Annotated in this window: 26 protein-coding genes and 1 riboswitch; of the genes, 11 read left to right on the top strand and 15 right to left on the bottom strand. The window is 68.1% G+C overall.

All coding sequences use genetic code 11. From position 1 onward, the window contains the following. Positions 1 to 114: 114 nt before the first annotated feature. The 3 genes from ACFY2B_RS18355 to ACFY2B_RS18345 form a co-directional block, all read right to left on the bottom strand. Entirely contained in the window at positions 115 to 2,280 is a 2,166-nt protein-coding gene (locus tag ACFY2B_RS18355; protein WP_390764143.1) for a cell division protein FtsK, read from the bottom strand. Between the two features lie 102 nt (positions 2,281 to 2,382). Then, positions 2,383 to 3,387 (bottom strand): DUF2637 domain-containing protein, encoded by a 1,005-nt coding sequence (locus tag ACFY2B_RS18350; protein WP_390764142.1) that lies wholly within the window; start codon positions 3,385 to 3,387, stop codon positions 2,383 to 2,385. A 65-nt stretch (positions 3,388 to 3,452) separates the two neighbouring features. Beyond that, positions 3,453 to 3,947: a DUF6284 family protein gene (locus tag ACFY2B_RS18345; RefSeq protein WP_390764141.1), complete on the bottom strand. Its 495-nt coding sequence runs from the start codon at positions 3,945 to 3,947 to the stop codon at positions 3,453 to 3,455. A 396-nt stretch (positions 3,948 to 4,343) separates the two neighbouring features. Here ACFY2B_RS18345 and ACFY2B_RS18340 point away from each other — a divergent pair, with 396 nt between their 5' ends. The 5 genes from ACFY2B_RS18340 to ACFY2B_RS18320 all read left to right on the top strand — a co-directional run bounded on the left by ACFY2B_RS18340 (position 4,344) and on the right by ACFY2B_RS18320 (position 7,468). Continuing rightward, complete coding sequence (locus ACFY2B_RS18340) at positions 4,344 to 5,099, top strand: GntR family transcriptional regulator (RefSeq protein WP_390764140.1); 756 nt, start codon at positions 4,344 to 4,346, stop codon at positions 5,097 to 5,099. 306 nt (positions 5,100 to 5,405) lie between these two features. Further along, positions 5,406 to 5,681 carry a hypothetical protein gene (locus ACFY2B_RS18335; RefSeq protein ID WP_390764139.1) on the top strand — a complete coding sequence of 92 codons (276 nt, stop codon included), beginning with the start codon at positions 5,406 to 5,408 and terminating at the stop codon, positions 5,679 to 5,681. Next, positions 5,678 to 6,175, top strand: a complete 498-nt coding sequence (locus tag ACFY2B_RS18330; RefSeq protein WP_390764138.1) for a hypothetical protein — start codon at positions 5,678 to 5,680, stop codon at positions 6,173 to 6,175. The genes ACFY2B_RS18335 and ACFY2B_RS18330 overlap by 4 nt, the downstream gene beginning before the upstream one ends. Then, positions 6,153 to 6,521: a hypothetical protein gene (locus tag ACFY2B_RS18325; RefSeq protein WP_390764137.1), complete on the top strand. Its 369-nt coding sequence runs from the start codon at positions 6,153 to 6,155 to the stop codon at positions 6,519 to 6,521. The genes ACFY2B_RS18330 and ACFY2B_RS18325 overlap by 23 nt, the downstream gene beginning before the upstream one ends. Before the next feature lie 311 nt (positions 6,522 to 6,832). Beyond that, entirely contained in the window at positions 6,833 to 7,468 is a 636-nt protein-coding gene (locus tag ACFY2B_RS18320) for a DUF4145 domain-containing protein (RefSeq protein WP_390764136.1), read from the top strand. A gap of 41 nt (positions 7,469 to 7,509) precedes the next feature. On the opposite strand, the gene ACFY2B_RS18315 is transcribed toward ACFY2B_RS18320, so the two are convergent. From ACFY2B_RS18315 to ACFY2B_RS18295, 5 genes are all read right to left on the bottom strand, one after another. Further along, the gene (locus ACFY2B_RS18315) at positions 7,510 to 7,884 is read right to left on the bottom strand and encodes a hypothetical protein (RefSeq protein WP_390764368.1); all 375 of its coding nucleotides are present in this window, start codon (positions 7,882 to 7,884) and stop codon (positions 7,510 to 7,512) included. A gap of 8 nt (positions 7,885 to 7,892) precedes the next feature. Then, positions 7,893 to 8,240, bottom strand: a complete 348-nt coding sequence (locus ACFY2B_RS18310) for a hypothetical protein (protein ID WP_390764135.1) — start codon at positions 8,238 to 8,240, stop codon at positions 7,893 to 7,895. 88 nt (positions 8,241 to 8,328) lie between these two features. Next, positions 8,329 to 8,631, bottom strand: coding sequence for a hypothetical protein (locus tag ACFY2B_RS18305; protein WP_390764134.1), 303 nt, complete (start codon positions 8,629 to 8,631; stop codon positions 8,329 to 8,331). A gap of 26 nt (positions 8,632 to 8,657) precedes the next feature. Beyond that, positions 8,658 to 8,954: a hypothetical protein gene (locus tag ACFY2B_RS18300; protein ID WP_390764133.1), complete on the bottom strand. Its 297-nt coding sequence runs from the start codon at positions 8,952 to 8,954 to the stop codon at positions 8,658 to 8,660. After that, on the bottom strand, positions 8,944 to 9,495 hold the full coding sequence (locus tag ACFY2B_RS18295; RefSeq protein ID WP_390764132.1) for a bifunctional DNA primase/polymerase: 552 nt from the start codon (positions 9,493 to 9,495) through the stop codon (positions 8,944 to 8,946). The genes ACFY2B_RS18300 and ACFY2B_RS18295 overlap by 11 nt, the downstream gene beginning before the upstream one ends. Positions 9,496 to 9,889: 394 nt before the next feature. Between ACFY2B_RS18295 and ACFY2B_RS18290 the strand changes: the two genes are divergently transcribed. Next, complete coding sequence (locus tag ACFY2B_RS18290) at positions 9,890 to 11,161, top strand: hypothetical protein (RefSeq protein ID WP_390764367.1); 1,272 nt, start codon at positions 9,890 to 9,892, stop codon at positions 11,159 to 11,161. 109 nt (positions 11,162 to 11,270) lie between these two features. Here ACFY2B_RS18290 and ACFY2B_RS18285 read toward each other — a convergent pair whose 3' ends face one another. After that, positions 11,271 to 12,197, bottom strand: a complete 927-nt coding sequence (locus ACFY2B_RS18285) for a phosphotransferase enzyme family protein (RefSeq protein WP_390764131.1) — start codon at positions 12,195 to 12,197, stop codon at positions 11,271 to 11,273. Positions 12,198 to 12,445: 248 nt separating this feature from the next. On the opposite strand from ACFY2B_RS18285, the gene rlmN reads away from it, so the two are divergent. The 5 genes from rlmN to ACFY2B_RS18260 all read left to right on the top strand — a co-directional run bounded on the left by rlmN (position 12,446) and on the right by ACFY2B_RS18260 (position 18,443). Next, positions 12,446 to 13,552, top strand: coding sequence for a 23S rRNA (adenine(2503)-C(2))-methyltransferase RlmN (rlmN, locus tag ACFY2B_RS18280; RefSeq protein ID WP_390764130.1), 1,107 nt, complete (start codon positions 12,446 to 12,448; stop codon positions 13,550 to 13,552). Between the two features lie 64 nt (positions 13,553 to 13,616). Further along, positions 13,617 to 13,724, top strand: a riboswitch (TPP riboswitch). Positions 13,725 to 13,805: 81 nt separating this feature from the next. Then, a complete protein-coding gene (locus tag ACFY2B_RS18275) occupies positions 13,806 to 14,876 on the top strand; it encodes a thiamine ABC transporter substrate binding subunit (protein ID WP_390764129.1) in 1,071 nt (356 codons plus the stop codon). A gap of 92 nt (positions 14,877 to 14,968) precedes the next feature. Further along, positions 14,969 to 16,603, top strand: coding sequence for an ABC transporter permease (locus tag ACFY2B_RS18270; protein WP_390764366.1), 1,635 nt, complete (start codon positions 14,969 to 14,971; stop codon positions 16,601 to 16,603). Further along, positions 16,603 to 17,622: an ABC transporter ATP-binding protein gene (locus tag ACFY2B_RS18265; RefSeq protein WP_390764128.1), complete on the top strand. Its 1,020-nt coding sequence runs from the start codon at positions 16,603 to 16,605 to the stop codon at positions 17,620 to 17,622. Before ACFY2B_RS18270 ends, ACFY2B_RS18265 begins: the two co-directional genes overlap by 1 nt. Before the next feature lie 23 nt (positions 17,623 to 17,645). Further along, complete coding sequence (locus tag ACFY2B_RS18260; protein ID WP_390764127.1) at positions 17,646 to 18,443, top strand: maleylpyruvate isomerase family mycothiol-dependent enzyme; 798 nt, start codon at positions 17,646 to 17,648, stop codon at positions 18,441 to 18,443. Positions 18,444 to 18,503: 60 nt separating this feature from the next. On the opposite strand, the gene ACFY2B_RS18255 is transcribed toward ACFY2B_RS18260, so the two are convergent. The 6 genes from ACFY2B_RS18255 to ACFY2B_RS18230 form a co-directional block, all read right to left on the bottom strand. After that, a complete protein-coding gene (locus ACFY2B_RS18255) occupies positions 18,504 to 19,196 on the bottom strand; it encodes an LAETG motif-containing sortase-dependent surface protein (RefSeq protein ID WP_390764126.1) in 693 nt (230 codons plus the stop codon). Positions 19,197 to 19,580: 384 nt separating this feature from the next. Next, positions 19,581 to 19,988 (bottom strand): VOC family protein, encoded by a 408-nt coding sequence (locus ACFY2B_RS18250; RefSeq protein WP_390764125.1) that lies wholly within the window; start codon positions 19,986 to 19,988, stop codon positions 19,581 to 19,583. 203 nt (positions 19,989 to 20,191) lie between these two features. Then, positions 20,192 to 21,610, bottom strand: coding sequence for a hypothetical protein (locus ACFY2B_RS18245; protein WP_390764124.1), 1,419 nt, complete (start codon positions 21,608 to 21,610; stop codon positions 20,192 to 20,194). Next, the gene (locus tag ACFY2B_RS18240) at positions 21,592 to 22,332 is read right to left on the bottom strand and encodes an ABC transporter ATP-binding protein (RefSeq protein WP_390764123.1); all 741 of its coding nucleotides are present in this window, start codon (positions 22,330 to 22,332) and stop codon (positions 21,592 to 21,594) included. Before ACFY2B_RS18240 ends, ACFY2B_RS18245 begins: the two co-directional genes overlap by 19 nt. A 237-nt stretch (positions 22,333 to 22,569) precedes the next feature. Next, positions 22,570 to 23,952: an aspartate aminotransferase family protein gene (locus ACFY2B_RS18235; protein WP_390764122.1), complete on the bottom strand. Its 1,383-nt coding sequence runs from the start codon at positions 23,950 to 23,952 to the stop codon at positions 22,570 to 22,572. After that, complete coding sequence (locus ACFY2B_RS18230; RefSeq protein ID WP_390764121.1) at positions 23,937 to 24,455, bottom strand: Lrp/AsnC family transcriptional regulator; 519 nt, start codon at positions 24,453 to 24,455, stop codon at positions 23,937 to 23,939. The genes ACFY2B_RS18235 and ACFY2B_RS18230 overlap by 16 nt, the downstream gene beginning before the upstream one ends. Positions 24,456 to 24,462: the final 7 nt, after the last annotated feature.

Raw genomic sequence — 24,462 nt, 5'->3', positions numbered from 1 at the left:
GGTTTCCGCAGATGGGCCGCTATCCGCTAGCGGCCTGATCAGATGAGGTTCGGGGCGCTAGCGGGGCCGCTAACGTTAGCGGGGTGTGCCGCTAGCGCTAGCGGCCCCGAGCAGTCAGCCCGCGTCCCGCTTTCCATCACGCTCCGCAATCACGGCGACGATCTGCGACCGGTCGATACCGCGCCGGTTGACGACCTTGCCGTTGATCCGACGGCCCACCTGGAGCGTGGAGACGCCGTGTGGCTTCAGGGCCGCAGCCAGGGATTCGGGATCCCATCCGTCGTAGACCTCGGCGCGCAGCTCGGCGAGCCGGGCGACGACGGTTTCGGACCACACCTTGGGCTCGTCGGCGGGGACCACGGCGAGGATGTCGCGCAGCAGGTCGTACGCGCTGGACTCGTCCGGCTCCGGTTCTTCGCCGAGCGCGTGGCCGGAGAGCGTGCCTGCCAGTTCACGCGCCTTGCGGGCACGAGCACCGATGGCCTCGGCGGCCGGCGCGTCCACGTACACCCCGCCGACGATCCGGGCATCCGCCCCTTCACCGACGAAGTAGTGAATGCCCTTGTCAGCCCAGCTGAACATGGTGGCGCGAACGCCCCGCTTGTAGGCGGAGGTGCCCAACACCATGTCGTTCTCCAACTGGCCCATGACCTTCAGGCAGAACCGGGCCGACGCGTTCGCGCTGATGCCCGTGGGCAGCGCCTTCGCGTCCGGCCGCTGCGTGGCCAGGAGCAGCACGATCCCGGTTGCGGGACCGCGTTTGACCAGGTCGGTGCAGATCTCTTCGAGTTCCTTGCCGTACTTCTCGTGCTCGAACCAGACCTGGCACTCATCCACCCCGACCACAATCGGGTGCAGCCCCAGCGACTTCTTGTCAGCCAACTGGGACGTCACCTTGGACTCGGGGCAGACATCCCGCGGCAGGGCACGGATCACCTTCGCGCGACGCCGCAGCTCATCGCGCAGCGCCCGCAGGTCCCGCAGCGCGTACTCGATGTCCTCTTCCTCGTCCCCGGCACGGTGCCGGTGCGAGACGGCATTGCCGACCGGGTCCAGGTCGCCGGTGCCCTTCATGTCGTAGGTGTGCAACTCCGCACGCGGGTCCAACGCGGCGATCAGCAACAGCAAGCGCAGCAGGAACGTCTTGCCCATGCGAGGGATCGCGCCGATGACGGCCGCGATGTACATGAGCGTGATCTCCACCCAGCGCCCGCGCTGGTCGGTGCCGAACGCGACCGGCTTGAAGAGGTCCACGCTGCCCGACTTCAGCAGCGGCCAAGTGGGCTTCCTGGCCTGTGACATGTCCTGATCGCCGACCCACAGCACCAGGTGCCCGGTGTGCTCGTTCGGTACCGCTTCCGGCCAGACGCAGCCCAGCGGGCGGCGAAGGCCCGACGCGAGACGTTCGCGCCGCTCGATGATGTCGGTGACCGTCACGCCGAAGGGGAGGTTGCCCTCCGCACGCCAGCCGGGACCGTCACGGGTGATCGGAGCGGTGAACTCGAACCCGTCCCGCCCCTTGCCCTGCGCCTGATTGATGGCCGGGATGCCCAGCGAGCCGAGCGCCCGCAGCACAACGTCACTGGTGAGCTTGGTCGCCCTGGGCAGTTCCACCGCTCGGTGGATGACCGGGTCATCCGCGCGGCGGCCGGCGAGCCCGAGCGCCATCACGACCGCGCTCACCGACACCGCCTGAAGCCAGTCAGGGGCGAGCACGTACAGGGCGAGTGCGGCACCGATCCCGGTGAACATCGCCAGCACCGTGACGAGAGTGCGCAACCGGACCCGCCCATCACGCTGCCGCGACAGCTTCAGATACTCGGCGGCATCCTCGCGCCGAACGGCAGCGAGCCGTACCGGCTCACCCTCCTTGTCAGCAACCCATCGCATGGTCCCGCCGATGAACTTCGCCGTACCAGAGGGGGCTTGAAGGGCGAGCCGGGCGGCGTAAACCGGCGCCCGCATGGCGTGATACCCGGCAGTGTGCGCGTAGTGGCGTGCCACCCAGCCAGCGGCCGTCTTCAACTCCGCCGTGGACTTCAGCCACTCGGGAACGACCGGACGGCGCTTCGCGGCGAGCAGTCGACCCAGGTAGCCCGGACCGGCCGGGCCGGTCGGCTGGTCGACGATCACGCGGGCGGCTCCAGGGTGCGGGCCCGGGTCGGCCGACCCATCACGGGCCGACCGCGCCTTGCCCAGGTCGACGACATCGGCCCCCGACTCGGCGGCCATGTCCGCTTCAAGGCGTTTGAAGAGTTCGTGCTCCTCTTCGTGGTTCACTGAGGTTCCTTCCTGGAACGGGGAGGCGTGCGGGGCCCGGCCGCTGCTTTGGTCGGTTGAGACCGGGCCCCGCGTGACTGCTGTAGCTCGTGGCTACGGTGGCTACTGATGGCCACCGGCGCCGGCGGCGGCCATCGACCGACCGCTCTCGTTCTGCTGGGCCTGCTGGGTGGCTCGCTGCGCTTCGACAGCCTTGATCTGCTTGCGGCCCCACCCTTCGGAGAATCCGAATTCGGAGCCCAGAGCCTTCGGACCGATGGGGCGTCCCGCATCGACGGATTCGGCGTACACCTGCTGCGCACGCTGCCGCTTCCGCTCGGTCTCGGCTTCGTCGTACGCCCGTCGAGTCAGCGCACGCGCGCTTGCCGAGTCAGGCGTACGACGGCTCTCCGCTCGCCTTTTCACGGACGGCGTACGGTCCGTGACCTGTGCGTACGACGACATCGGGCGCTGCACATCGGGCCGCTGTTCCGGCGCGTACGAGGGCGTTCGTGTGTTCTGCGCACGCTCACGTACGGGCGTGAGTTCGCCGAGCTTGAGCAGCACCCGCGTACGCCGGGGAGCCTTCCAGCGCCACCCCCTGCCGAACTCTTCGCGCAACTCGGCACGCGTGAGCAGACGCTGACGCTCGCAGTCGAGCGCAGCGGCGTACGAAGTGATCTCCCACAGCGTCATACGGCGCCACAGAGCGAAGGTGGAGGGAAAGGCGAGAAGCCACCGGGAACGCCGGATCTTCTCCAGCCGACGGCCGGTCACCGCGCCGATCCGGACCGCGTAGACATGAGCAGCCACCTCGGACAGCACCACCCACAGAAGCGGCATGGTGCCGTGTGCGATCTTGGCGGACAGGGAGTGCCCGGCTGCGACGTTGAGCCAGCATGTGACGCCGGTGAGCCCCCAGGGAACCCAGCGGACCCAAGCCAATGGCATGTCGGTCCGGATCAGCAGCAGATTGACCAGCGTGAAGACCGGAACGGCGGTGTCGATGCCGATCGGCAGCATTTGGGGAACGGAGAAGCCCCAGCGCGCCCCGGCCGCAGAGACGGTGTCGAACGAGGACGCCAGCCCGATTCCGCCGACGCCGACACCGAGCCCGGCCGCGCCCACCAGCAGAGCCTTTTCCGGCCCGCTGAGCGGCGGTGCCGGAGGCTTCGACTTCCCGAGCATGACGGTCATGCGGCACCTCCGCCGACGGCGTCTGTGCCGGACTGCTCGGCGGCGTAGAGGTACCGGAACAAGGCCAGCTGCAATTCCAGCAGGTCACGGCCTGCCGTTACGGGCGGGTATGCGTGCTCCTCAAGAACCTTGGTGACGTCAACGAGGAGTCCGAAGGAGAACCGCGGGTCGTCTCCAGCCGCCGGCGGCGGCAGAGGGTATCGGCGGGCTCGGGCGGTCACGGTCACCTCGGCTGCTTCCCGAGCGGCCTTCCGCTGCTCGGCGGCCAGACGCCGGCGCTCCTCCAACAGCCGCCGTTCCGCGCGGCGAAGCCTCCGCTCGTCGAGGTGGGAGCGGACACGGCCCAACGCCGTGATCTCCGCGTCAAGCAACTCGATTTCCGCTTCGATCACGGGCATTTCACGCTGGATGTCCGCAAGCTCCGCAGCGGTCGGCTCGCGGTCGGCCCGGGATGCTGTAACACCGTCCTGACCAGCATCGATGTACGGCAAGGGACTACCTCTCTCATAGGGACGGCCCCGTAGGGGCGGCTGCACTCCGGCCAAGGACTGGCAGCCGCCCCGAGGCGTCTTATGGACCACGGGTCATGTGACGAGTGGTCATGACCCCCGGCGCGCCTCGGGGCGCGTCGGGGACCAAAATCACTCGCGTTCTTCAGCGCGCTCTTGAGCTGTCAAAGATCAGCGGTGTCCGATGGCCCGTTGACGTGCGACTACGTCGCCTTTCCCGGTCTCCTCCGGCCCACGAAAGCCAGGTCCCTACGGGTTGGCTTCCGCCCGTAGTACGGGCTTCGCTCACAACAATGCATCCCGTAGTACGGGTTGTCAAGGTGGTTGTTATGAGGGACGCTGTACGGGCTACAGACCAGAGCAAGCGACGGAGGGAACATGCCGCCCAGCAACACCCCGGCCAAGTACCGGCAGATTGCCGATCACCTGCGGCAAGGCATCCTGGACGGCACCTATCCCGCAGGTCAGCCCCTCCCGTCGGAGGAAGTCCTGGCCAAGCAGTTCGGCGTGACACGCCCGACGGTGCGGCAGGGGATCGCCGAGCTACGGGCGGCCGGCCTGGTCGAGGTCATGATGGGCCGCGGCATGTTCGTCCGCTCACCGCACAGCCGCCCCAGCCTGACCAGGCCGCGCGGCGTCCGGCGTGAGGCTGACGGCCGCTACGCGGAGGCGGACGGCCTGCGCTGGGAGAGCGCAGAGGAACCCACCGCCACACGCACGGACGCGCCGCTCGCACTGGCCGATCTGCTCCGTATCCCGCCGGGCGAGCCGATGTACACCTACGCCACCCTGGAGACCGCCGAACGCGGACGCCTGCGCCAACTCCACCGCACGTACGTGCCGTTCTCAGCCCTGCTCGACACCAAGTACGAGGACGAGGCGCCTCCGCCGGCCCCGTACCTCTACACGGCACTGGCCGAGTTGGGCCACGAACTCCACTTCACCGAGTACCTGCGCACACGGATGCCGCTCCCGGACCAGGCCCAGACGCTCCGGTTGCCTGACGGCGTGCCCGTCCTCCACATCATCCGCGTGACGCTCGACCAGAGCGGCAAGCCGCTTGCCTTGGAGGAATTTCACGTGCCGGGGGATGACCTGGAACTCTGCTATCCGCTCGATGTCAGCGGCCGATAACGACGGCCGCACGGCCCTGCACGAGCGGTCGGCATGAAGTGCCTCGGTGGGAGGGCGCCGATGGCTGGCTCCCAAGCGCCTGCTGCTGACGACTGCTCCATGTAGCTGCACGGCTCCCGGGGCATGTGTCAGACTCATAGGCTGAGGGGGACCGAAGTTCAACTGTGGCTCTACCGCTTGGTGTTGGCTAGCAAGCCTACTGGGTCGATATGTCGACTGTGGGGGTTTGCGACGCAGGTCTTCTGCCCCTTCTTGTATCTACCGGTTCTTCTGAACAGGAACGGACTCACAGGGGGAGTGCGCGTTATGACCGAGATCATTGCGGCCTTCGTCGGCGGTGTGTTTGCGTTGGGCGCCGCCGTCATCACCGTACGGTGGACACGCTCCCGGACTGCCGGTGACTCAACGCCCGACCCATCACTGGGTAATCAGCAGTCAGATGACGTCAATTCGAACGCCCCACGTCCCTCCAACAACACTCAGCCAGGTGCTGCAGTCCCGGGAAGTTCCAGTATTGGGCAGTTCATTGGGACAAATAACGGCAGCGTGTCGCAGACCAACTACCACAACGGCAAGCAGTGAAGCTCTCAGACGGATTTGCGGGTTTACTCGGGCTCGCTCAAAATGTGCTGGGATTTATTCTTGCCGTTCTAGGGATTCTTTTTGGTCTCAACTTGGTCGATGAACTTTCTCCGGGTGCACTGCCCGCCGTCGGGCAGTTTTTCGGGCGCCTAGTGCAGCTATCCTCGGATAAATATGTTGCAGGGTTCATGCGTGATCGGGTCGTATTGTTTGCGGTTATCGGCGTTGCGTTCGTTTTTTGGGTCACACACAAATGGCCAACGTTGATCAAAACGATTGGGCAAGCACTTAACCCGTTTGCTCGTGTCGGCGTGGCAACTGTTTCAGCTATTGCTGCGGTGTTGGTTGCACTTATTCTGGCTGGTCCATTGGGTCAAGCAAGGGCGAAAGGTGAATGTGTCTCCACTTTTCACCTTACCCTGAACCATGCGCTCTCTCTGGCGAGTGACACGACATGCGGTGAGGGGCAAAATGGCCGGACTGCAAGCCATTGACCAGTACATTCAGACCAACAATGGCAGCGTATTCCAGACGATCATCAGGAACGAAGGAATCGATGAGGAGACTAAACAACAAGTAAGGCGACTGGCGGTCGCCTCGCCAGATATGCTATCTAAGCTCGATACAATGTTGAAGGAATCGGGCGACGTAAAGGCTGCTGCAGCTCTAGTTCGGAATGCGACTGAGATCCTGACCGGCGTGGGCGCCTCGTCTACTCCTTTCACCGACGATGGTGACGATCCTATGTTTCCTGGAAAAGGCGAACGTGAGCTTCGTAAGGCGATCGCCGCTCCCTTTCTTCTGATCGTCGCACTCGTAGCGCTAACACTCTGGTTATGATCTTTGCTGCACCCCCCTCTGACGTCAGGCGGTTGATTGCTCGCGCAGCACGGGCGTTGGCCGGGCTTGAGTGCGGTGGATAAAGGAGCGCAGGCAGGCAGTTTGATGCCCTGCCGGTGGGAGAGCGGCATGAAGGGGCTGGCCATCAACTCCGTGGCAAATAGTGTAAATCGCATGACGGACGAGATGTAATGGTATATTGTCCGACTGTGCGTTCTCTATCTGATCAGCTCTCAGAGGTCGAGACTCCAGCTAACGGAATCTACAGAAATGGTAGACGTCAAGTCTACTCGTGCTGTCCTCATTGCGCCATGAACACTTCTATGGCTGTAGCGCCGCGCGAGGAGCTTCAAGAACTGACTCAAAAATTCAAAAACGGAACAAAGCGCAGCCTTATGTTATTCATTATTAAACTGACCTGCGACTTCTGTTCAGCTAACTGTCTGTTCCTCTGGGAGGTAGTGAATCCGGTCAAGATTGGTTCCAATACCATTTTTGAGACTGTTGAACTCACGCAAGTGTATCCGGAGCCAAATCCAGAACCGCGTCAAATATCATCGGATGCACCACCCTTGGTGCGTGATGTGTTCAGAGAGGCGGCGCTGGCTGAGGTGTCAGGGGCTTATCGACTAGCTGGTGTCGGCTACCGAGCAGTCGTAGAGCAGATCGTGAAAGAGCAGGACGCTACGGGAAGCAACCTGTACAACCGAATTGCCTCCTTGGCTGATCTGGGCGTACCGCAGAACATCGTAGACGCATTTCATGAGGCGAGGATTGTTGGAAACGATGCCGTTCACGACGGATTGGCTTATTCGTCAGAAGAGATCGCAGATGTAGCCGAGTTGATCAACGAGGCCGTTTTCGTTCTTTACGTACAGCCAGCCCAGAGGGCGCGTATGGCAGCGGCACGGACTGCCAGACGAGATGCGGCCAGAGCTACTTCATGAGACATCTGCCGCACACACATTTCACTACCCCAGGAACAGCCTCAGCAACTCAGTTGGCCAACAATGGGTGCGAAGCTATCGATGCAAACAGGGCGTTTCGCTCCTTGGCGGTGGGCCAGTGGCAAAAACAGCACCGGCCGTATTGTCCACGTAATGCGCGTGCCAGCCTGAGTGACCGTTACTGTACAGGGCTCGGAGCGCAAGAGGGCGCGTCGCGTTGCCACGCGGCCCTGGTACAGCCACGCCCATGCCTGGTCGGAAGCGTCCGGGTCCAGGGCGGGTGAGATGGTGCGGAGCGTGATAGCGACCCACCTGTCTGCCTGCGACGGTGAGTAGGCGTCTAAGGATGCCCGGAGTGCCGGCGGCTGGTCGCCACTGAGGTCTTCAGTTCGGCACTCGCACCAGTAGCCGCGCATGAGTCCTTTCACGATGCTGCTCCTCTGGGGAAGGCCACGAGTACGTAGCGCGTGTTTTCGTCGTACAGGGTGAGTTGGTAGGCTGTTCCCGTGACCAGATAGGCGAGTGCTCGCTCATGCTCCGGTTCGTCGATGAGCCACTGACGGCCTGATTGCGCATATTCGGTGTCGAGCTGGTCCGTGATGTGACTCGTACGTTCTCGAAGCCAGCGCAGCGCCAGTCGGGGAGTTGTGCCGCCCCATGACCCCAGCCCGATGGAACGGACCTCATGCAGGGGATAGGCGGCGGCCCAGCACGAATAGGTGGTGCACTGCCCGCCCGCCTGTAAGTCTTCAGCGAAGACGGACCTCAGCATGGACGCTCTCCTGTGCTGGCTGCGCGAAGAATTCCGTGATGACCGGACGGCCGACGCTCCGGTAATTACGGCTGATCAGAGTCGGCCCTCAGGCCGCCGAAGCGTCCGGGAAACCCGTGTCCGAGGCAGCCATTTCCAGAGCCAGGCCCGTTGCGATGGCTTCGGCGAGAAGTTGCGCCGTCGTGGGGCGGATCGGGCCCAGGCAGACGAGCCCGTCGCCGTACACATTCACGTCGGCTTTCAGACTAAGAAAGTCGGAGTCCATGCCGAGCGCGTGAAGTTGCTCGGCCAGCGCGTCAGTCGCGCGCTTGGCCTCGGCCCAGCCGCGTACATACGGCACTGCCGGTGCCAGATCCTCCGCACGCCTTGCAATCACCCGTCGCGGATCCATCGCTCGATCACTCCAATGCACGTGGGTTAGTTCGTCTTACGGCCGCTTGTGCTGCCTGCGCCCGACAGGTCACGGCGGCACTCGATCGCGCGCCGAAGCAGCTCGGCCAAGCGCTCAGCGGTTTCCGGTGACACCCGGCCCAATTCGATGAGTCCCTGTCCGAAGGCGTTGAGTTCCGCCCGGAGGTACGGGAAGTCCCGAGTCATGCCGGCCGCGGTGAGCACGTCGCGCAGAGCCGTTGTCGCGTTGCGTGCGGCGTACCACTCGTCGGTCTCGATGGGGTTCCAGTTGGCGGCGTCGTACGAGTCGTGTTCAGAGGACATGAGGCGCCTCCGTCTGGACGTCCTTCGCGTAGGCGGCCTGCACGTTCGGGTACTGCTCTCCGTACCGGTCAGCTCGGGCCAGGGTGTCGGCGGCAGCAACGAGCATGACGGCCAGGGCGACGGTCCGCAGCGGCGAAGCCTCGGGCCTGCGGAGGGGAGCATTCAGCCACTGGTAGCGGTCACCGGAGAGCGGGAAGGGACCGGGCACCACGATGTACGAGCCGTGTTCCAGGTACCTGTACTCGGGCGGGATGTCGGTCTCCCCTGCCAGCGCGCGAGTGAACCTTGCGTGAGACCGCGTGGGGAGGAAGAAGCCCGTCCGCTTCGCGGCATAGTCGATTACCGCAGGGCCGACCGGCATGTTCTGCCGCTCCAACTGGTCGAACGTTTCCATGCCGATTCGCTGGCTGGTCACCACGACATCGAAGAGACGGCCCGTCGGCAGCGTGAACGGCCTCCGTGGATCGTCCGCCCAGCGCGCCCTGCACAGTTCCGGGTCCTCTGCCACAGCGGACAGCCATTGGATGCCTCGCCGCGTCATCCTCTGCACGTCATCTCACCCCTACCGGCTTTCAGCGGCCCGTCAGCCGCTGTGTGACCAGCGTCGGCCACTCGGCCTTGAGCTGGGCAGATGACGAGAGGTGACGGGGGATGACGAGTAACGGACCATCGCGTCATCCCCTGTCACCGTGGTGACGTAGTCTCCAAGTTCTCCTGAGCGGCGGGAGCTTTGACCGCGTCCATCAGGGGGAATCCGAACGACACTGCGGCCGTACTCGAATTACGGGGAGGCGAGGACTACGGGCACAGTCCAAGCGGTGGGCACTCTTCTCCGCGAGGCTCGCAAGAAACGCGGCTGGAGCCAGCCGCGCCTGGTCAACGAGCTGCGACGCATCGCGGCCCGGCACGGGCACCAACTTCCCGCCGACGCCAGCGTGAAGCGACGCATTGCCAGTTGGGAGAACGGCCACAGCGTTCCGGACGAGTTCTACGGCCCGTTGCTCTGCGAGGCGCTGGGGTTGACCGCCGCAGAGCTGGGGCTCAACCACATCACCGGCCAGGACGCGACACTTCTCGACACCAGCTATCCCGCGAGTCCAGAAGCGGCGATCGGCAATATCGACCGGCTCTGGCGTGCCGATCTCAACGGCTACGAACCTCTGATTCAGGCCGAGCCGTCCGAGCCCGCGTGGAATGAGGCATCGCTTCGGTGGCTGGTGGCCCCTGAGCCGTCCTTCCCGGCGACGCAGCCGGCCAACGGCCCGCGTGTCGGGCTCGCTGACGTGCAGATGGTCAAGTCCACCAGCGACATGTTCGCCCAGCTCGACGACCGGTTCGGCGGCGACCATGCCCGTCACTCCGTGATCCAGTACCTCAGCCGTGAGGTCGCGCCGCTGCTCGCCGGCCAGTACACGGAACCGGTGGGACGCGCGCTGTTCTCCACCACTGCTGAGGCAACGCTCCTCGCCGGGTGGATGTCGTATGACGCCTGCCACCACGGCCTTGCTCAGCGGTACTTCCTCCAGGCGCTCCGCCTCGCCCAGGACGCCAACGACCGCCGGTTGGCCGGCAGCATCCTGTCAGCCATGAGTCATCAGGCAACCTTCCTCGGCCACTTCACACACGGTGCCACGCTGGCACGCGGCGCTCTCATGGGCATCTCGGGCGTGGCAACTCCCACCCTCCGGGCTCAGTTCCACGCGATGGAGGCTCGCGCCCTTGCCCGTACGGGCGATGAGCGGGCTTGCGAACTTGCTCTTGCGGCGTCGGCCAAGGCGCTGGAGAGCGTGAACAGTGACGACGAGCCCGAGTGGATCACGTACTTCGATCAAGCTGAACTTGCAGCCGAGTCCGCTCACTGCTTCCGCGACGTAAGGAGCGCCCGTCAGGCCGTGGCGCACGCCGAGAAGGCCATGAGCGGCAGCCACGTCCGAAGCGACTTCTTCGTGACCATGGTCCTGGCGGATGCCCACCTACACGCGGGAGAGCCGGAAGAGGCGTGCCGTGTGGCGCTCGATGCCCTGGATCTTGGTGAACAGCTCAAGTCCGCGCGCTGCGTGGCCTACCTCGGCGAGTTTCGACAGCACCTCGGGCGATTTGGCGACATGCCTGCTGTTCGAGACTTCCATGAGCAGGCCAGGGAACACAGGCTGTGGCGCGCCACAGACCCGTTTCGGCCCAAGATCTCGATTCCCTCTCAGCCGTGATCGCGCGGTGGCCCTGGAATCAGCAGATAGCTCCGGCATTGGTCACGCTGCTCAGCTCACCATGATTGAGATCCTCACCGGGAACCGTGGAAAGAGACTCGGCAAGAACCTACATAGGCTGCCAGTCGTGCCGCCCATCCCCACTCCTAATCTCGGCCACACGGTGCAGGAACTCCTCCGCGGCCCGCTCGCTCGCGGCGCCCTGGTGCCCCATCCAGAGCGTCATCATGAGTTCACGGATGTCGCCCAGCACCTTGTAGCCCGGCCAGTTCATGACGTCGAACCCGTAGTGGTGAACGAACCCTTCGTACTGTGATCGATCGTGCCAGCCGTACCGGTCGTAGAAGATCGCCGTCTGGATGAGATCCCACTCGCGCGGAGCCAGGGTGAAGCCGTCGAGGTCGCTCAGGATCGCTTGGCCGTTCCGGTGGCGGAGGATGTTTCCGATGCTCGCGTCCCCGTGGATCATCCCGAAGGGGAGCACGAAATCCAACCGGTCGTACTCCTTACCGAGCTTTTCGGCTCGCTCCGCCAAGAACGCCCGGTCCTCGTCCGTGACGCCGTTCAGTTCCCGGAGGCTTGCCGTCACCTTGGCCATCGGGTCGTAGTAGGGGAGACCGAGTGACTGCGATTCTTCGAGCCAGTGCAGACGGCGGAGGAGGTCGCCCAGCTCGGTGACGGTCGCGTACTCTTCGCGATCCTGGGCGCTCTCCCAGTAGGTGACGACTCTGCCCCCAATCACGAGCGGTTGCCGGACGCCGGGCAGTACACGGGCGGCAGGAAAGTCGTGCTCCGCCAGCCAGCGGGCCACGCCTACAGCCCGGTCCATCTCCAGCAGAGCGTCAGGGTTACGTGCGATGCGGACGATGACGGGGGAGTGGGCGAGCCGGTACACGGCGTTTGACCCGAGCCTCAGCAGCTCGGCACCCGCCGGATCGAGCCCAGCCTGCCGGCATGCCTCCCTGAGCACGTCTTCCGCGGCCTCCGCCGTGAACGGCGTCACGCTGCCCTGGGTGTCTCCGTCGCCCGACATCATGGGGCCGACGCTACCGCCAGCATGGGCCGGGCCGACAGACGGCCCGTCGTGGAAGGATGTCCCATGCCCTTGGCCAGGCTCGGAAAATGCAGGTCACAGGCGTGCGGGCAGTGCCTAGCATCGCTTCCGCCGGGCCGTCTGTGGGCCGTCCGAGGGCGGCCGACAGCGACCGGGAACGACAGACAACGACCACCGCGCGGGCTTTCCGCCGCAGGTCACCCGAGTGGATCTGCGACACTGGTACGGCCATGCCTAAACCCGGAGAACTCACCTTCACAGCCCCCCGCGGCGCCCAGCGGCCGCCGCGGCATCTCGCTGATCTCTCGCCCGCCGAACGCAAGGAGGCCGTCGCCGCGATCGGCGAGAAGCCGTTCCGGGCGAAGCAGCTCTCGCAGCACTACTTCGCGCGGTACGCGCACGACCCCGAGCAGTGGACCGACATTCCCGCGGCCTCCCGCGGCCGGCTGCGGGAGGCGTTGTTCCCCGAGCTGATGACGGTCGTACGGCATCTGTCGACCGACGAGGGAACCACGCGCAAGACGCTGTGGCGGCTGTTCGACGGGACGCTCGTCGAGTCGGTGCTGATGCGGTATCCGGACCGGGTGACGATGTGCATCAGCTCGCAGGCCGGCTGCGGGATGAACTGCCCCTTCTGCGCCACCGGGCAGGCCGGTCTCGACCGGAACCTGTCGACCGCCGAGATCGTGCACCAGATCGTGGACGGGATGCGGGCCCTCAGGGACGGCGAGGTGCCCGGCGGCCCGGCGCGGCTGTCCAACATCGTGTTCATGGGCATGGGCGAGCCGCTCGCCAACTACAAGCGGGTCGTGGGCGCGATCCGGGCGCTCACCGACCCCGAGCCGGACGGGCTCGGGCTGTCCCAGCGCGGCATCACCGTCTCGACCGTCGGACTCGTCCCGGCCATCCACCGGTTCGCCGACGAGGGCTTCAAGTGCCGCCTCGCGATCTCCCTGCACGCGCCCGACGACGAACTGCGCGACACCCTCGTCCCCGTGAACACGCGGTGGAAGGTGCGCGAGGTGCTGGACGCCGGTCTGGAGTACGCCGCCAGGTCCGGGCGCCGGCTGTCCATCGAGTACGCGCTGATCCGCGACATCAACGACCAGGCGTGGCGGGGCGACCGGCTCGGCCGGCTGCTCAAGGGCAAGCCCGTGCACGTCAACCTCATCCCGCTCAACCCGACGCCGGGCTCCAAGTGGACCGCCTCCAGGCCCGAGGACGAGCGGGCCTTCGTGGCGGCCATCGAGGCGCACGGGGTGCCGGTGACCATCCGGGACACCCGCGGGCAGGAGATCGACGGCGCCTGCGGTCAGCTGGCTGCCACCGAGCGGTAGCCGGACGGTAGTCTGAGCCCGGTCATAACGTCATATCGCGAACCTCGTGTTCCGAACATTCCGAATATTCCGACAGGGGAGCGCCACAGCGCTGAGAGTGCGGCACACCGGCCGCAGACCCTCCGAACCTCGCCCAGGTCATTCTGGGTAGGGAGATCGGTCCTCACTCAAGCTGTTGCGCCCTGCCCGGACCTGCCTCGTACGGTCCGGGCAGGGCCGCGTCTCTTCCTGGTCAACCCCAGGAGGAATCCAGTTGCACACCAAGACCTTCGTGGCCGTCGTGGTCGGGCTCGGCCTGGTCACGCTGTCCGCGTGCGGGTCCACGAACGACGGGGGCGCCGACGCCAAGACGGTCACCCTCGTCAGCCACGATTCGTGGGCGGTCTCGAAGAACGTGCTCAAGGACTTCGAGAAGCAGTCCGGTTACACCGTCAGGGTCCTCAAGGACGGCGACGCCGGGCAGGCCGTCAACAAGGCGATCCTGACCAAGGACAACCCGCAGGGCGACGTCTTCTTCGGCGTCGACAACACCCTGCTGTCGCGTGCCCTCGACAACGGGCTGTTCCAGTCGTACCAGCCGAAGGACTACGACCGGATCGAACCCGAGTACCGGGACGGCGCGTCCGGGCACCGGGTCACGCCCATCGACACCGGTGACATCTGCGTCAACTACGACAAGGCGTACTTCGAGCGGCACCGGCTGGCCCCGCCGCAGACCTTCGACGACCTGGTCGAACCCCAGTACAAGAACCTGCTCGTCACCGAGAACGCCGCCACCTCCTCGCCCGGCCTCGGCTTTCTGCTCGGCACCGCCGCGAAGTACGGCGACGCCGGCTGGAGCGCGTACTGGAAGAAGCTCAAGGCCAACGGCGTCAAGGTGGTCGACGGCTGGGAGCAGGCGTACGACGAGGAGTTCTCCGGCTCGGCCGGCGGCAGGAAGGCGGGCGGCGACCGGCCGCTCGTCGTGTCGTACGCCTCCTCGCCGCCCGCCGAGGTCGTCTACGCCGACCCGAAACCGGCCACCGCGCCCACCGGAGTGGCCGCCGGAACCTGCTTCCGGCAGATCGAGTACGCCGGACTGCTCTCGGGTGCCCGCAACAGCGCGGGCGGCAAGGCGTTCCTGGACTTCCTGACCGGCAAGGAGTTCCAGGAGGACATGCCGCTGAACATGTTCGTCTACCCGGTGCGCACGGATGCCGCGGTGCCGCAGGAGTTCGAGAAGTACGGCCCGCAGGCCAAGGACCCCGAGACCATGGCGCCCGACCGGATCGCCGCCGACCGTGACCAGTGGGTCAAGTCGTGGACCTCACTCGTACTGAACTGACCGGGGCGGACGAGGGGACCGGGCCGGCGGAGGCGGCCGGTTCCCTCCCGCGCGGGCGGCACGGCACCGGGAACCTGGTGCGGCTCGCGCTGCTGGCCGGACCCGTCGCGTTCTTCGCCGTGTTCTTCGCCTGGCCGGTGGCCGCGATCGTCGCCCGCGGTCTGAAACCGGACGGCGCCTGGCGGCTGGGACGGATCGCGGACGTCGTGGCCCGTTCCGACATCCGGCACGTGCTGTGGTTCACCACCTGGCAGGCGCTCGCCTCCACCGCGCTCACCCTGCTGGTCGCGCTGCCCGGCGCGTACGTCTTCGCCCGCTTCGACTTCCCGGGCAAACGGGTCCTGCGGGCCGTGGTCACCGTGCCGTTCGTGCTGCCGACCGTCGTCGTCGGCACCGCCTTCCTCGCCCTCGTCGGGCGTGGCGGCCTCCTCGACGACCTGTGGGGCGTGCGGCTGGACACCACCGTCTGGGCGATCCTGCTCGCGCACGTCTTCTTCAACTACGCCGTCGTCGTCCGCACGGTCGGCGGACTGTGGTCCGGGCTCGACCCGCGCCAGGAGGAGGCCGCGCGGATGCTGGGCGCGTCGCCCCTGACCGCCTGGCGCACGGTGACCCGGCCGGCGCTGGCCCCGGCGGTGGCCGCCGCCGCGCTGATGGTGTTCCTGTTCACCTTCACCTCCTTCGGCGTGGTGCAGATCCTCGGCGGCCCCACCTTCGCCACGCTCGAAGTGGAGATCTACCGGGAGACGTCCCAGATCTTCGACCTGTCCACGGCCGCGGTCCTCACCCTGGTCCAGTTCGCGGCGGTCGGCGTGATCCTCGCCGTGCACGCCTGGACGGTACGGCGGCGGGAGAGCACGCTGCGCCTGGTCGACGCGTCGCTGACGGCACGCCGGCCGCGCGGGGCGGGCCAGTGGGCGATGCTCGGCGGTGTCCTGGCCACCGTCGCCGTACTCGTGCTGCTGCCGCTCGGGGTGCTGGTGCAGCGCTCCCTCGCCGCTCCCGGCCTCGGCTACTACCGGGCGCTGACCCGTGCGGACGGCGGTACGTTCCTGGTGGCGCCGATCGCCGCGGTCGGCAACTCCCTGCGCTACGCCGTCGTCGCCACCGCCATCGCGGTGCTGATCGGCTCCCTCGCCGCCGCGGCCCTCGCCCGCGGCGCCGGCCGGATCGTACGGGGCTTCGACGCGCTGCTGATGCTGCCGCTCGGCGTGTCCGCCGTGACCGTCGGTTTCGGTTTCCTGATCGCGCTGGACAAGCCGCCGCTCGACCTGCGGCAGTCCTGGATCCTCGTGCCGCTCGCCCAGGCGCTGGTCGGCGTGCCCTTCGTCGTACGGACCATGCTGCCGGTGCTGCGGGCCGTCGACGGGCGGCTCAGGGAGGCGGCGGCCGTGCTCGGGGCGTCGCCCTGGCGGGTGTGGCGCGAGGTCGACCTGCCGCTGGTGCGGCGGGCGCTGCTGATCGCGGCCGGATTCGCGTTCGCCGTCTCGCTCGGGGAGTTCGGCGCGACCGTGTTCATCGCGCGGCCCGACAACCCCACGCTGCCGGTCGCCGTGGCCCGGCTGCTCGGCCGGCCGGGCGACCTCAACTACGGCCAGGCGATGGCCCTTTCCACGATTCTCATGGTGGTGTGCGCGGTGTCCCTGCTGGTGCTGGAACGCCTGCACCTCCCGTCTCGAACAGAGGCGACCGGGGGGATCCCGGTCGACCGGACCGGGGAGTTCTGATGCTCTTGAGCCTCACGTCCGCGACCGTGCGCCTCGGCGGGCGGGCCGTGCTCGACGCCGTCGATCTGGCGGTCGCCGAGCACGAGATCGTCTGTGTGCTCGGGCCCAGCGGCAGCGGCAAGTCGACGCTGCTGCGGGCGGTGGCCGGACTTCAGCCCCTGGACTCGGGGCGGGTGGCGCTCGACGGGCGGGACCAGACGGGCGTACCCGCGCACCGGCGCGAGGTCGGGCTGATGTTCCAGGACCACCAGCTGTTCCCGCAGCGGGACGTGGGCGGCAACGTGGCGTTCGGGCTGCGGATGCGCGGCGCGTCGAAGGACCGGCAGCGGACCGCGGTGGCGGAGTTGCTGGACCTGGTGGGGCTGCCGGGGGCCGCCCGGCGGGCCGTGGCCCGGCTCTCCGGAGGCGAGCAGCAGCGGGTGGCGCTCGCCCGGGCCCTCGCACCCCGGCCGCGGCTGCTGATGCTGGACGAACCGCTCGGGCAGCTCGACCGGTCGCTGCGGGAACGGCTCGTGGTCGAACTGCGGGAGCTGTTCGACCGGTTGGGCACCACGGTGCTCGCCGTCACCCACGACCAGGGCGAGGCGTTCGCGCTGGCCGACCGGGTGGTGGTGATGCGGGACGGCCGGATCGCCCAGTCCGGTACGCCCCTTGAGGTGTGGCAGCGGCCCGCGGACGAGTTCGTGGCCCGCTTCCTCGGCTTCGAGAACGTCGTCGGCGCGGAGATCACCGGAGCGGTGGCGGTCACCCCGTGGGGGAAGCTCCCGGTACCCGAGCCCGCGCCCCAGGGCCGGCGCACGCTGCTGGTACGCCCCGCCGGAGTGCGGCTCGGACCGGCCGGCGAGGGTCTGCGCGCCACGGTGACCGCGCGCACCTTCAAGGGCACCCATGTGGCCGTGCGCCTCCAGCCGGGGGACGGCCCGCGTCTTGAGGCGGCGTGCGCGCTGCGGACGGCGCCGGAGACGGGGGACGAGGTGGGGGTGGAGTTCGATCCGGCGGAAATCGTCGTGCTGGGATGACCGCGAGGCCGTAACGTCGGGGCATGACGCTCCTCACGCATGACCGCTGCTGCGACGAGATCGCCCACCAGATCGGGCAGTTGAGGGCCGTGGTCACCTCCGGCGCCGATCTGTCCGCCACCGTGCCCACCTGCCCGGACTGGTCGCTGGAGGACCTGCTGCGGCACCTGGGCGGTGCTCTGCGCTGGGTGGAAGTGCTGGTCAGGACCCGGGCCCAGGAGAACATCCCCGCGGAGCGGGTCCCCCACGCCGGGCGGCCCGAGGCGCGCGGTGACGCCGCGGCGCTGGACGCCTGGCTCGCGGAGACCGGCCGGCTGCTCGTCGACACCCTGCGCGAGGCCGGGCCGGACACGAAGGTGTGGACCTGGGCCGGAATCCGCGACGCCGGCTTCTGGGCCCGCCGGATGACCCACGAGATCACCATCCACCGGGCCGATGCCGCGCTCGCTGCCGGACTGCCCTACGACGTCGCCCCGGACGTGGCCGCCGACGCGATCGACGAGTGGTTGCAGATCATCGAGTTGGTGCAGCGCTCGGGGCTGCGGAAGGAGGCCGGGGAACTGCGCGGGCCGGGCCGCAGCATCCATCTGCACGCCACCGACACCCCGCCCGAGCTGAACGCCGAGTGGTTCGTCGAGCTGACCGACGAGGGTGTCGCCTGGCGCCGCGGTCATGAGAAGGCGACGGTCGCGCTGCGCGGTCCGCTCACCTCGGTCCTGCTCGCCTTCTACACCCGTATCCCGCCGACCGGACCGGAGTTGGAGGTCATCGGCGAGCGGGAGGTGCTGGACTTCTGGCTGGAGCGGGCCACGTTCGGCTGAACGACCGCGGCCCGCCCCCGCGGTGCGGGGACGGGCCACGGCGTGTGCCGGAGTGAGGCGTCAGCGGTTGCTGTTGGCCCCGCGGCGGCGCATGCCGAAGAACACCGCGCCACCGCCGACGACGACGAAGGCGGCGGCGATACCGGCGATCAGAGTGGTGTTGGAGTTCGCACCGGTCTCGGCGAGGTTCGAGTCACCGGCCGCCGGGGACGGCGCGTTGCTCGACGTACCCGCCGGGGCGGTGCTGCTGCTCTCCGAGGCCGACGGGGTCGGGGTCTCCGCCGGCGTCGACTCGGACTCCGACGGAGCCGGGCTGGTCTCCGAGGGGGTCGTGGTCGGGGTCGGGGTCTCCTCGGTCTTGCAGGCCGTGGACGGGGTGACGAGGTCGGGCTTGATGTCCTCGTCGACCGGTCCGCCCTTGACGTGCACCCGGTAGGTCGCGTTCGGCTTCCAGTCCGCGGTGAACGTGGCGGTGGTGCCCTCGCGGGAGCCCGTGAGCTCCTGAGACTCGCCGACCTGCTCGTCGGTACCGTTGTTCTTCAGGAACACGGAGATGGTGACCGGCGTGCCGGAGGCGTCCTTGTCGGTGACGACGATGACACCGTTGGTGCCGTCACAGTCGGCCTTGGCGTCGAACTCACTGATGTTGCACGCGAAAGCGGAGTTGCTGACGCCCAGCGCGAGCGCGACAGTCGCGGAGGCAACACCCAGAATGCGCACGGAACGACGTGCGCTGCGGCGTGTTATGGACACGTTTGTCCTTTACAGAGTGCATCTGCGGGGGGGCTTGGGGGGCAGATGAAGCGATTGTGAAGACAGCTTCACCATCCCCAGGAGAATCACAGGTCTATAAGTGTTCCATAAGCAGTGTCAACGCATATGCCCCCCACCGGTGTTGGCTTTACCGTGTTGTTAACTCCCGGGACGTTTCGATGCCTCGGGAGCCGGCCCGGCCCGCTCGGCCGGGCACGGTCTCAGCCCCGCACCGCCTCAGCCCTGCACCGCCTCGACTCTCAACTCCGCGCTGACTCGACTCTCAACTCCGCGCTGCCTCGACTCTCAACTCCGCGCTGCCTCGACTCTCAACTCCGCACCGCCTCAGCTCTCGACGCCGCACCGCCTCGGCGCCGGGCCGGCTCAGCCCTGCACCGCCGCCGGGTCCATCCACATGACCTCCCAGGTGTGGCCGTCGAGGTCGTCGAAGGCGCGGCCGTACATGAAGCCCTGGTCCTGGGTCTCACCGGCCGCCGTGCCGCCCGCCGCGATCGCCTTGTCGACCAACTCGTCGACGCTCGCGCGGCTTTCGGCGCTCAGGCAGATCAGCGTCTCGCTGGTCTTCGTCGAGTCCGCGATCTCCTTCTTCGTGAAGTCCGCGTAGCGCTGCTTGCTGAGCAGCATCGCGACGATGGTGTCGCTGATCACGACGCAGGCGCAGTCGTCCGTGGAGAACTGCGGGTTGATCGGGTAGCCGAGCGCCGTGAAGAACCTCTTCGACGCCTCGACGTCGTCGGTGGCCAGGTTCACGAAGATCATCTGCTGGTACATGGGGCCTCTCCCCTCGGGTTCGTACTGTTCGAAGGGCAGACCGGGGACCGCCGGGGAACTCATCGGCGGGCCACGGACTTTTTTCGTACTGCTGTGCGGATGTGCTCCGGTGGCGCTCCGGTGCGGAGGGGCCGACGGTCGGCCCGGTTCAGCCGCCCGTCCGGTTCACCGGCCGGGCTGGTTCTGCTGCCGGGCCGGCCGGTTCAGCTGTCCAGCGGGAGCACCACCAGGTAGGCCACCACCACGGTGAGCGGGCCGAACAGGGCGAGCAGCGCGCCCGCACGCAGCGCGGCGGCGGCGCGCAGCAGGGTCGCGCGGGCGCCGAGGCGCAGCAGGGCGGCGACGGTGTCGGCGCGGGACTGCCGGGCCTCCACGGCCGCCGTCAGCAGGGTTCCCATGGTGCAGCCGATGACCAGCAGGACGCCGAAGGCGGTGAGTTGGCCGTAGGGCGCGGTGCTCTCGGAGCTGAAGGCGGTCATGGCGAGGGCGCCCGAGACGACCACGCACACCACGCCGAGCGGACGGCCGAGACGGACGGCCTCCGCCATCAGCGCCCGGCCGGCCAGCAGCCGCAGCGCGCCCGGCCGGACCGCCTGGAGCAGCCGGCCGCACAGATGGGTGAGGCCCGGCGCGGCGAGGACCAGGCCGACCGCGGCCAGCGCCCAGCCGGTCAGTACACCCGGGAGTACCGGGCCGGGCGCGGCGGAGAACCCGGCGTACGCCTCCACGGCCAGGCCGACGGCGAGGACCGCGATGCCCCAGGGAAAGCCGGCCGGGGCACGGCGCGGATCGGCGAGGGCCGCGCTCCAGCCGACGCCCGGGTCCGTCGTCCCGTCGGCCGGGGCGGAGTCCGGTGCGCCGTCCGCTGACGCCGTCGGCTCACCGTTGCGGCCGAGCGTCTGCCCGGTGTCGCCCCGCTGCGGGACCGGCACCGTTTTCTGCGGGACGGGCACGGCGGCGACGATCCGGGTCCCGGTGGCCGGGCGGGCGGCGGCGTCCCGCACGTGCGCGGTGAACCCGGTGTGCGTCCCCAGGGACTCGGGCGAGCGCGCCCGGCCGTAGGAGCCGAAGCGGCCGTACGTCCAGGCCGCGCCGCGCGTCGCGGGGCGGGCGTCCCGGGGCCGCAGGACCAGCGCCACCGTGCCCGACGCGATCACCGGGACCAGCGTCAGGAGGGTGAGGGCGGCCGGCACCGGCAGTGGCTCGCCCGCGGCCAGGAACGTCGCCGCCGCTCCGTCGAAGGGCGTGCCCGTGAGGTCGCCGCGCAGATGGAGGAAGGCGAAGAGGGCCACCAGCGAGCCCAGCGTGCAGGACAGGGCCGTCGACAGGACCGAGATCGCCATCAGCCGGGCCGGGCCCAGGCCGAGGGCCGAGAGCCCCGGGCGGGGCTTGGTGCCCGGGTCGGTGCGGGCGACCGCCACCGCGAAGTGGACGGTGGCGGCCAGCGGCACCGCGCACCAGGCCAGCCGGGTCGCCGCCTCCGTCGGCTGTTCGGGGTGTCCCAGCGCGTAGCCGAGGGCGCTCAGCAGGAGGAAGCCCGTGCCCGCCGCGGCGGCCGCCACCAGCAGGCGGCGCAGCTGGACCAGGGGGCGGGCAGCGCGGGTCAGACGGAGAGCGAGCACGCGGCCCGGCCTTCCGACTCGGTGGCCGGGGGCAGGTGCACGGTCGTCACGCACCGCCCGTCCAGCAGCGCCACCGTGCGGTCGGCGAGGGCCGCCGTCTCCGCGTCGTGCGTGGCCAGCAGGACCGTGATGCCGTGCGAGCGGGCGGCCGTCGTCAGCGTACGCAGCACATGGGCGCGGTCCGCGCGGTACAGGGGGGCCGTGGGCTCGTCCGCGAACAGCACCGTGGGGGCCGGGGCGAGCGCCCGGGCGATCGAGACGCGCTGGCGTTCGGCCTGCCGCAGCTCGTGCGGATGGCTGCGGGACCGGTCGCCGACGTCCAGCCGGTCCAGCCACTCCAGGGCGGTGGTCTTGGCCCGGCGGCGGCTGGTGCCGCGCAGCATCAGGGGCAGCGCGGTGTTCTCCCAGACGGTCAGTTCGGGGACCAGGGCCGGTACCGGGTCGATCCAGCCGAACCGGTCGCGGCGCAGGCGCTCCCGGGCCATCGGGCGCAGGGTGTGCACGGGCGTGCTGTTGAACCAGATCTCGCCGTGCCGGATCGGCAGCAGCCCGGACAGGCAGCGCAGCAGGGTCGTCTTGCCGCTGCCGCGGGGTCCGCTGACGGCGAGGATCTCGCCCTCCCGCACGCCGAGCGAGACACCGCCCAGGGCGGGCGAGCCGTCGGCATGGGTGAAGTGCAGGGACCGTGCCCAGAGCACGTCGTTGTCGGGCGGGGCCTCCATGGGCGTACACCTCGGTTCTGGTCCGTGTTTCCCGGCTTTCCCGGCGCTTTATCCCTCTTCCGGGGGAACGAAGGCAGGGCCGATCGGTCACTGGCACGCTAGGCAGCCGCCGCCGGCCGGCCGGACAGCACACGGCCCCGGACCGCCGTTCTCACTCGAACGGACGGCTCCGGGGCCGGTGTCGATCAGCTGATCAGCGGTGCGGGGCCGGGCGCGGGCGTACGGCCGGGCCAGGGGTCAGAGCTTGGTCCACGCCTCGGTCAGCGTCGCGCGCAGGATCTGTTCGATCTCGTCGAAGGTCGCCTGGTCGGAGATGAGCGGCGGGGCGAGCTGGACGACCGGGTCGCCGCGGTCGTCGGCCCGGCAGTACAGGCCGTTGTCGAAGAGGGCCTTGGAGAGGAAGCCGTACAGGACGCGCTCGGTCTCCTCCTCGTCGAAGGTCTCCTTGGTGGCCTTGTCCTTGACCAGTTCGATGCCGTAGAAGAAGCCGTTGCCGCGGACGTCGCCGACGATCGGCAGGTCGTACAGCTTCTGCAGGGTGGTCAGGAAGGCGCTCTCGTTGTCCAGCACATGCTGGTTGAGGCCCTCGCGCTCGAACAGGTCGAGGTTGGCGAGGCCCACCGCGGCGGAGACCGGGTGGCCGCCGAAGGTGTAGCCGTGCAGGAACATGTTGTCGCCCTGGTAGAACGGCTCGGCCAGGCGGTCGGAGACGATGCAGGCGCCGATGGGGGAGTAGCCCGAGGTCATGCCCTTGGCGCAGGTGATCATGTCCGGTACGTAGCCGAACTTGTCGCAGGCGAACATGGTGCCGAGGCGGCCGAAGGCGCAGATGACCTCGTCGGAGACGAGCAGCACGTCGTACTGGTCGCAGATCTCGCGCACCCGCTGGAAGTAGCCGGGCGGCGGCGGGAAGCAGCCGCCGGCGTTCTGCACCGGCTCCAGGAAGACCGCGGCGACGGTCTCCGGGCCCTCGAAGAGGATCTGCTGCTCGATCTGGTCGGCGGCCCAGCGGCCGAACGCCTCCGGGTCGTCACCGTGGATCGGCGCCCGGTAGATGTTGGTGTTCGGGACCTTGTGCGCGCCCGGCACCAGCGGCTCGAACGGGGCCTTCAGGCCGGGCAGGCCGGTGATGGACAGGGCGCCCTGCGGGGTGCCGTGGTAGGCCACCGCGCGGGAGATGACCTTGTGCTTGGTGGGCTTGCCGGTCAGCTTGAAGTACTGCTTGGCGAGCTTCCAGGCGGTCTCGACGGCCTCGCCGCCGCCGGTGGTGAAGAAGACCTTGTTCAGATCCCCCGGCGCGTGGCCGGCCAGGCGCTCGGCCAGCTCCACGGCTTTCGGGTGGGCGTAGGACCACACCGGGAAGAACGCCAGCTCCTGGGCCTGCTTGAAGGCGGTCTCGGCGAGTTCCGTACGGCCGTGGCCGGCCTGGACCACGAACAGCCCGGCGAGACCGTCGAGGTAGCGCTTGCCCTTGTCGTCGTAGATGTAGGTGCCCTCGCCCCGGACGATGGTGGGGACGGGCGCGTTCTCGTAGGAGGACATGCGGGTGAAGTGCATCCACAGGTGGTCGTACGCGCTGCGGCTCAGGTCCTTTGTGCTCACGGTTATCGGGTTCCCCACATGTAGGTCTGCTTCTTGAGCTTCAGATAGACGAAACTCTCGGTGGAGCGCACGCCGGGCAGGGCCCGGATGCGTCTGTTGATGACGTCCAGCAGGTGGTCGTCGTCCTCGCAGACGATCTCGGCGAGGATGTCGAACGAGCCCGCGGCCATCACCACGTACTCGACCTCCGGCATGGCGGTCAGCGCGTCGGCCGCGGACTCGACATCGCCCTCGACGTTGATGCCGACCATCGCCTGCCGGCGGAAGCCCACGGTGAGCGGGTCCGTGACGGCGACGATCTGCATGACGCCCTGGTCGAGCAGTTTCTGGACGCGCTGGCGCACGGCCGCCTCGGAGAGGCCCACGGCCTTGCCGATGGCGGCGTAGGGCCGGCGGCCGTCCTCCTGGAGCTGCTCGATGATGGCGAGGGAGACGGCATCCAGGTGCGGGGTGCCGTTCCGGGACTCGCGGGGCGAGCCCTTCTGGTCTGCGCTTCGACTGGCCACGGTCTCACTGTGCACGACGTCT

Origin of the sequence: Streptomyces sp. NPDC001270 (assembly GCF_042896695.1) — a bacterium.
Taxonomy (GTDB): domain Bacteria; phylum Actinomycetota; class Actinomycetes; order Streptomycetales; family Streptomycetaceae; genus Streptomyces.
This window is presented reverse-complemented; position numbering and strand designations above follow the sequence as displayed.

Coding starts and splice junctions, on each gene's coding strand:
- ACFY2B_RS18340 (WP_390764140.1), top strand. CDS start 4,344: ATGCCGCCCAGCAACACCCCGGCCAAGTACCGGCAGATTGCCGATCAC.
- ACFY2B_RS18335 (WP_390764139.1), top strand. CDS start 5,406: ATGACCGAGATCATTGCGGCCTTCGTCGGCGGTGTGTTTGCGTTGGGC.
- ACFY2B_RS18325 (WP_390764137.1), top strand. CDS start 6,153: ATGGCCGGACTGCAAGCCATTGACCAGTACATTCAGACCAACAATGGC.
- ACFY2B_RS18320 (WP_390764136.1), top strand. CDS start 6,833: ATGAACACTTCTATGGCTGTAGCGCCGCGCGAGGAGCTTCAAGAACTG.
- ACFY2B_RS18315 (WP_390764368.1), bottom strand. CDS start 7,884: ATGCGCGGCTACTGGTGCGAGTGCCGAACTGAAGACCTCAGTGGCGAC.
- ACFY2B_RS18310 (WP_390764135.1), bottom strand. CDS start 8,240: ATGCTGAGGTCCGTCTTCGCTGAAGACTTACAGGCGGGCGGGCAGTGC.
- ACFY2B_RS18305 (WP_390764134.1), bottom strand. CDS start 8,631: ATGGATCCGCGACGGGTGATTGCAAGGCGTGCGGAGGATCTGGCACCG.
- ACFY2B_RS18300 (WP_390764133.1), bottom strand. CDS start 8,954: ATGTCCTCTGAACACGACTCGTACGACGCCGCCAACTGGAACCCCATC.
- ACFY2B_RS18295 (WP_390764132.1), bottom strand. CDS start 9,495: ATGACGCGGCGAGGCATCCAATGGCTGTCCGCTGTGGCAGAGGACCCG.
- ACFY2B_RS18285 (WP_390764131.1), bottom strand. CDS start 12,197: ATGATGTCGGGCGACGGAGACACCCAGGGCAGCGTGACGCCGTTCACG.
- rlmN (WP_390764130.1), top strand. CDS start 12,446: ATGCCTAAACCCGGAGAACTCACCTTCACAGCCCCCCGCGGCGCCCAG.
- ACFY2B_RS18265 (WP_390764128.1), top strand. CDS start 16,603: ATGCTCTTGAGCCTCACGTCCGCGACCGTGCGCCTCGGCGGGCGGGCC.
- ACFY2B_RS18260 (WP_390764127.1), top strand. CDS start 17,646: ATGACGCTCCTCACGCATGACCGCTGCTGCGACGAGATCGCCCACCAG.
- ACFY2B_RS18250 (WP_390764125.1), bottom strand. CDS start 19,988: ATGTACCAGCAGATGATCTTCGTGAACCTGGCCACCGACGACGTCGAG.
- ACFY2B_RS18240 (WP_390764123.1), bottom strand. CDS start 22,332: ATGGAGGCCCCGCCCGACAACGACGTGCTCTGGGCACGGTCCCTGCAC.